This window comes from Micromonospora sp. NPDC003944 (assembly GCF_053605225.1).
Genome location: NZ_JBSGIV010000047.1, coordinates 48,686 through 55,644, shown reverse-complemented (window position 1 = coordinate 55,644; position 6,959 = coordinate 48,686). Strand labels below are relative to the sequence as shown.

General features: G+C 69.2%; 6 protein-coding genes. 1 reads left to right on the top strand and 5 read right to left on the bottom strand.

Features of this window, described 5'->3' with window-relative positions; all coding sequences use genetic code 11:
* Positions 1-49: 49 nt before the first annotated feature.
* Entirely contained in the window at positions 50-739 is a 690-nt protein-coding gene (locus ACWER9_RS22335; protein ID WP_452303670.1) for a class F sortase, read from the bottom strand.
* A 1-nt stretch (position 740) separates the two neighbouring features.
* On the bottom strand, positions 741-1,841 hold the full coding sequence (locus ACWER9_RS22330; RefSeq protein ID WP_452303669.1) for a hypothetical protein: 1,101 nt from the start codon (positions 1,839-1,841) through the stop codon (positions 741-743).
* A 601-nt stretch (positions 1,842-2,442) separates the two neighbouring features.
* On the opposite strand from ACWER9_RS22330, the gene ACWER9_RS22325 reads away from it, so the two are divergent.
* Complete coding sequence (locus ACWER9_RS22325; protein ID WP_452303668.1) at positions 2,443-4,218, top strand: glycoside hydrolase family 6 protein; 1,776 nt, start codon at positions 2,443-2,445, stop codon at positions 4,216-4,218.
* Positions 4,219-4,338: 120 nt separating this feature from the next.
* On the opposite strand, the gene ACWER9_RS22320 is transcribed toward ACWER9_RS22325, so the two are convergent.
* From ACWER9_RS22320 to ACWER9_RS22310, 3 genes are all read right to left on the bottom strand, one after another.
* Positions 4,339-4,725, bottom strand: a complete 387-nt coding sequence (locus tag ACWER9_RS22320; protein ID WP_452303667.1) for a hypothetical protein — start codon at positions 4,723-4,725, stop codon at positions 4,339-4,341.
* Positions 4,726-4,808: 83 nt separating this feature from the next.
* A complete protein-coding gene (locus tag ACWER9_RS22315; RefSeq protein ID WP_452303666.1) occupies positions 4,809-5,117 on the bottom strand; it encodes a hypothetical protein in 309 nt (102 codons plus the stop codon).
* Positions 5,118-5,133: 16 nt separating this feature from the next.
* Positions 5,134-6,792 (bottom strand): sodium:solute symporter family protein, encoded by a 1,659-nt coding sequence (locus ACWER9_RS22310; RefSeq protein WP_452303665.1) that lies wholly within the window; start codon positions 6,790-6,792, stop codon positions 5,134-5,136.
* Between the last annotated feature and the right edge of the window lie 167 nt (positions 6,793-6,959).

The following is a 6,959-nucleotide window of genomic DNA, read 5'->3' as shown; positions in this document are numbered from 1 at the left end:
GCCGGTCGGGTCACCCCGACCGGCCGGACCGCGTCTCGTTCGTCGTGGGTCACGTCGCCAGGGTGGCGAAGACGACGATGTTGTCCGGGTAGCTCTTCGCGACCTCGTCGAACTGACCGCCGCAGGTGACCACCCGCAGGCTGGGCCGGTCGCTCGGTCCGTACACCAACTCGGTGGGGAAGGCCGTCTTCGGGTACGACTTCACCGAGTCCACGGTGAAGGTGGCCGGCACCCCGTCGGCGCGGCGCACGGTGAGGGTGTCGCCGGGGGTGAGAGCGCCGAGGTCGAAGAAGACGGCCGGGCCGAGCACCGCCGAGTCCACGTGCCCGACGATGACCGCGTTACCCGTCTCGCCGGGGCTCGCACCGGGCTCGTACCAGCCGGCCTTGTCGGCCTGGTCCAGCGGAGGGACCTGGACGGTGCCGTCCGGGTTGGTGCCCAACGACATGATCGTCGCGTCGACGCCGATCCGGGGAATCTCGATGCTCGTCGGTGCGGACCGGGCCAGGCCAGCCGGAGTGGCACCCTGACCGGCCGACTGCCCGTCGTCGGCGGTGCTCGCCGGCCCGGTCGCCTCCGGTCCGGCCTGGGCCAGCGGCTGCGGCGGTCGGGGAGCGGGTGCGGTCTTCAGCGAGGCGCCGATCATGCCGGCACCGATCATGGCCATGGTGACGACGACGGCCGTGCCGGCGGCACGCCACGGTTTCCCGCGACGGCCGCCGGCCGGTGTCGTCGTCACGTCAGACGAGCGAACCATCGGTCCGCCGACGACGCATCAGCACGATCCCGCCCAGCGCGGCAGCGCCGAGCAGGCCCGCCCCGCCGGTGGCCAGACCCCGGTCGGTGCCGGTGCTGACGCCGCCGTCACCACCGTCGACACCGCCGTGCGGTAGCACGACGAGTTCGCCTTCGCCGCAGGAGCCCTTGAGCTCGTAGCGACCCGGCTTGGCGTCCTTGTCGACCTTGGCCTCGCCGTAGTAGACGAACTCGCGGTCCTTGTTCCAGTCACGCTCGTCCGAGCCGCGCTCGTCCTTGCCGTAACCGCCGCGCTCGTCGGAGCCGTAGCCGCCGCGCTCGTCCGAGCCGTACTCGTCGGAGCCGTGGCCCTTGTTCTCCCAGCCCTTGTCCGAGCTGCGCTCGTCGGAGCCGTAGCCGCCGTGCTCGTTCGAGCCGCGCTCGTCGGAGCCGTAGCCGCCGCGCTCGTCCGAGCCGTACTCGTCGGAGCCGTGGCCCTTGTTCTCCCAGCCCTTGTCCGAGCTGCGCTCGTCGGAGCCGTAGCCGCCCTGCTCGTCCGAGCCGTGCTCGTCCTTGGACTCCCAGTCCTTCTTGTCCTCGTCCTTGGAGTCCCAGTCCTTCTTGTCACGGCTGTCGTCGGCGTCCTGGCCGTGCTCCTCGCCCTTCCAGTCCTTGCTGTCCTCGTCGCCGTAGGCGTCGGCGGCAGCGCCACCGCCCTGGCCACCCTTGCCGTTCTCGTCCTTGCCGTTCTCGTCCTTGCCTTCGTGGTCCTTGCCCTTGTCGTCCTTGCCGTGCTCGTCCTTGCCCTTGTCGTGGTCAGAGGAGTTCTCCTCCTCACGCCACTCGCGGTCCTCGCCCCGGTCCTCCTGGGCCGGCTTGAGCTTGACCTTGCCGGTGACCTTGGACCACACGTACGCGTGCTCCTGCCGATCCGGGCAGATCTCGAGGAGCTTGACCTCGTCGCCAGCCTTGACGACGTGCGGCTTGGCGTAGACCTTGCCGTCGTCGTGGCCGTCGGCGAACGCGATCCCCGGTGCGAACACCAGGAGCGACGCGCCACCGAGCGCGGCGCCCGCAACGACCTTCCCGAGCATCTTCTTAGCCATGACCTGCGTCACTCCATCCCTGTTGTCCTGAGCCCGGCGACAACCGAGCTAAGACCGACGTTAGACGCTTTCATGACTTATGAAGTGAAAGATTCGCGTTTTAACCTTTGTTCCGAGTAAGAGGTGAAGGGGTGCTACGCGGCTTTCGCTGCGCTGAGTGCCGTGTCAGGCGGCGCGCGGCCTTCCAGGTCCGGCACGGTGTTCTGCGCTGGCCGTACCGGGTCCGCGTCGGACGTCCGGTAGCTCCGGCTCCAGGTCGGACGCGTGCCGCTCGGGCTGATCCGGGGGTATCGTCCGAAACGGTTCCGGCGACGCATCGAGCCATTGCCATGGAAGCGCTCCCATGCAAGAATCGTCGAACGCGGTTCGATGAGCCACACCGCGCAGGCAGGGCAGTCGAGGGCACCCGGTTTCACCGGGCGACACCCGCCGCCGATCGACCGGTCGACACGTCGGCCGCGCACCACCACCACCATCGCCCGTCCGGGTCGGGCGTCCCCAAAGAATCCCGTTGGTGCCGAGGGCCGTCCGTGTAGGACGCCCATCGGGCCGTCCCGCCGGGCCGTACCTGGGCCCGGTCTCGCCCAAGGAGATCAGTGGCATGAATGTGTGGAGAAGGCTAACCGGCCCACGCCGGGCCCTTGCGCTCGCCGGCGCGGGTGCCCTGGTCGCCGGCGGGCTGGTGACGATTCCGGTTACCGCGGCGCAGGCCGCGACGCAGTGCGACATCGCGTACACGAGCAACGACTGGCAGGGCGGCTTCACCGCCAACATCACCATCAAGAACCTCGGCGACCCGGTCAACGGCTGGACGCTTGGCTGGACCTTCCCCAACTCCAGCCAGCGGGTGCAGCAGGGCTGGTCCGCCACGTTCACCCAGTCCGGCAGCCAGGTCACCGCCCAGAGCCTGTCCTACAACGGCACCCTGGCCACCGGCGCGTCGACGAGCATCGGCTTCAACGGCGCGTGGAGCGGCAGCAACCCGAAGCCGACCTCGTTCACCCTGAACGGCGTGGTCTGCAACGGCGGCACCACCCCACCCACGACCCCGCCCCCCACTACGCCTCCGCCCACGACCCCGCCGCCCACCACGCCTCCGCCCACCACCCCGCCGCCCGGCACCAAGGTCGACAACCCGTACGTCGGGGTGCGCGGTTACGTGAACCCGGAGTGGAAGGCCAAGGCGGACGCCGAGTCCGGCGGTAGCCGGATCTCCAGCAACCCCACCGCCGTCTGGCTGGACCGGATCGCCGCGATCAACGGCACGCCGAACAGCAGCTCCAACGGCGCCTTCGGGGTGCGGGACCACCTGGACGAGGCGCTGCGCCAGGGCGCTGGCTACATCCAGTTCGTGATCTACAACCTGCCCGGCCGGGACTGCGCGGCGCTCGCCTCCAACGGTGAGCTGGGCCCGGACGAGCTGCCCAAGTACAAGTCCGACTACATCGACCCGATCGCCGCGATCCAGAGCGACGCGAAGTACCGGAACCTGCGGATCATCAACGTCATCGAGATCGACTCGCTCCCGAACCTGGTGACCAACACCTCCGGGCAGGCCGGCGGCACGGCCATGTGCGACACGGTCAAGGCCAACGGCGCGTACGTCAACGGCGTGGGCTACGCCCTCGCCAAGCTGGGCGCGATCGGCAACGTCTACAACTACGTCGACGCAGGGCACCACGGCTGGCTCGGTTGGGACAGCAACTTCGGCCCGACCGCCGACATCCTGAAGACCGCCGCGACCGCCTCCGGCAGCACTGTCAACAACGTGCACGGGTTCATCGTCAACACCGCCAACTACTCGGCGCTGCGCGAGCCGTACTTCAAGGTCACCGACACCGTCAACGGCCAGTCGGTGCGGCAGTCCAAGTGGGTCGACTGGAACTTCTACGTCGACGAGCTGTCCTTCGCCCAGGCGTTCCGCACCAAGCTCGTCTCGATCGGATTCAACTCCGGCATCGGCATGCTGATCGACACGTCCCGCAACGGTTGGGGTGGCTCCGCGCGGCCCACCGGCCCGGGCGCGACGACAAGCGTGGACACGTACGTCAACGGGGGTCGCGTCGACCGCCGGATCCACCTCGGCAACTGGTGCAACCAGTCCGGCGCTGGCCTCGGCGAGCGGCCTCGTGCCAACCCGGAGACCGGCATCGACGCCTATGTCTGGGTGAAGCCTCCGGGCGAGTCGGACGGCTCCAGCAAGGAGATCCCGAACAACGAGGGCAAGGGCTTCGACCGGATGTGCGACCCGACGTACGGCGGTAACGCCCGCAACGGCAACAACCCGTCCGGAGCGCTCGCCAACGCGCCGATCTCCGGTGCGTGGTTCTCCGCCCAGTTCCAGGAGCTCATGCGCAACGCGTACCCGGCTCTCTGACCGGAACGCTTCCACACCAACCCGCCGCCGGCAGTAGGTGAGGCACTGCCGGCGGCTGGTTCCCCCCGGGTCCCCGGCCCGACCGCTCTGGTCGGGTCGGGGACCCCCCTCGTGCCCAGGTCAGGGCACGGTGCGCTCGATCGCCGCCTGGCCCTGCTCGGCCAGGTCGCGGCGCGCCCTGTCCAGGTTCTCCGGGGTGAGGTCCTGTCCACGGGCCAGCACCAGGTCCTCCGGCTCCCACTGCTGCTCCGCCCCGGTGCGGATGTTGTCCCCGCCGGCGCCGGTGCCCGTCCCGGTCGCCCCGGTGCCGGCTGCGTACGGGTCGCCGATCAGGTCGTCGGTGTCCGGCGCGAGGTCGTCCGGCCGGCTGTGGGGTTCGGCGAACGTCGGGTTGTCCTGGTCCGGGCCGCCTCCGGTCCGCAGCTGCGTGACGGTGATGTCGTCGTCCACCGCCGAAGCCACCTCCGGGCTGTCCTCCAGCGGCGGTTGGCGATCGCGATCGGTCATGGTGCTGCCTCCTGGGTCCGACACGGTGCCTGGTTCCCCTCGCGTACCCCCTCGTGCCGCGCTCATGCCGCACGGCCCGGCGGTCAGCTGCCGGGCTGCTGCTCGTTGGGGGCCGGCGGTTCCGCCGGGCGCAGCCACTGCCAGAGCAGCATGAGCAGGCCGAACACCAGCATCGCGAGCCCGGCCCAGAGGTTGATCCGTACGCCTTCGGCCTTGTCGATCTCGGCCCGGCTGTCGAAGACGCCGATAAGCGTCACGATGATCCCGTACGCGACGAAGAGGCCACCGATCACCCGGCGGATGTCGAACAGCCGGGCTGCGGCGGAGCGCCGCTGCTCCGCCTGTGTCTCGTCGATCAGCGGGTCCTGTGCCGGCTGGCCGTCGTTGCTCATCTGCCGACCCCTTTCCTCAGAAGACCGGGATGTAGAAGAGGGCGGCCAGCGCGACCGCGATCAGACCGAGCAGTACCGGGGAGCGGTACCAGACGGCGTCCCCGGCGAGCACGTCGCCCTTCAGGTCGACGCCGCCGATGCCGTACACCAGCCCGCGCAGCTCCTCGTCGCGCTTGGGGGCGGTGAGCGGCGTGATGATCGCCGCGACCACCACCGCCGTGACGAACGCGAGTCCGGCGCCCCAGAAGCTCTCCTCCAGGTCGGAGTTGAAGTGGATCACGCCACCCTTGTAGAGCAGGTAGAGGCTGAGCGACACCAGGGTGCCCAGCAGCAGTGACCAGAAGCCGGCCAGCGCGGTCATCCGCTTCCAGAACATACCGATGATGAACGTGGCGAACAGCGGGGCGTTGAAGACGGAGAAGAGCGCCTGGATGTAGTTCATGATGTTGCTGAACCCGGCCGCGATGAAGGCGGTGCCGATGCCGATCACCACGGCGGCGACAGTCGCCCACCGGCCCACCCGCAGGTAGTACTCGTCCGAGCGGTCCCTTCGGATGTACGCCTGCCAGATGTCGTAGGTGAAGACGGTGTTGAAGCCGCTCACGTTGGCCGCCATCCCGGCCATGAACGAGGCGAGCAGGCCGGTGACCGCCACCCCGAGCACACCGTTGGGGAGCAGGTCGCGCATCAGCAGCGGGATGGCGTTGTTGTACTGCAGGTCGCCGCTCTCGGCGCCCAGACCCTTCACCGTCACCAGGGCCACCAGGCCGGGGATCACCGTGACCAGGGGGATGAACAGCTTCGGGTACGCCGCGATGATCGGCGTACGCCTGGCGGCGCTCATGTTCTTCGCCGACAGGGCCCGTTGTACCTCGGCGAAGTTCGTCGTCCAGTAGCCGAACGACAGCACGAAGCCGAGGCCGAAGACGATGCCGATCCAGTGCGCGCCCAGCGGGTTGGCCGTGCTGCCGGTGTCCTGCCACGCGTGCAGGCCCGCCTCGCCGAGCTTGGAGTCGCTCACCGCGTCCATCAGGCCGTTCCACCCGCCGACCTTGACCAGGCCGATCACGGTGACCGGAATGAGCCCGGCCAGGATGACGAAGAACTGGAGCACCTCGTTGTAGATCGCCCCGGACAGACCGCCGATGGTGATGTACGCCAGCACGATCGCCGCGCCGACCACGATCGCGGTCCAGAGCGGCCAGCCGAGCAGCGCCTGCATGACCAGGGCCAGCGCGTAGAGGTTCACCCCGGCGATCAGCACCTGGGCGACGGCGAAGCTGAGCGCGTTCAGCAGGTGGGTGGGGCGGTTGAACCGCAGCCGCAGGTACTCGGGAACGCTGCGCACCTTGGAGCCGTAGTAGAAGGGCATCATCACGATGCCCAGGAAGACCATCGCCGGGACCGCGCCGATCCAGTAGTAGTGGACCGTCATCACGCCGTACTGGGCCCCGTTCGCGGCCATTCCGATGATCTCCAGGGCGCCCAGGTTCGCCGAGACGAAGGCGAGACCTGTCACCCAGGCCGGCAGCGACCGGCCGGAGAGGAAGAAGTCGACGCTGGTCCGGATCGCCCGCCGCGCGGCGAAGCCAACCCCGAGGACGGTGACGAAGTACAGCGCCAGGATCAGGTAGTCCAACCCGTTCATGTTGAGCCGAAGACCGCCGTCGTCCATCCCGTCACCCCTCGTCCGGACGTCCGCGCTGATTGGTGCGCGCGCGGCCTATTACCCCGGGCGCGCGGTTTCACTCCCCGACACCGGGTCCGTCGCGTTCAAGCCCCGTTGGGGGGACTGTGCGGCCTGGCGGAGGTCCGGGCACAGAAGGGCGCCCCGGCCGTCGT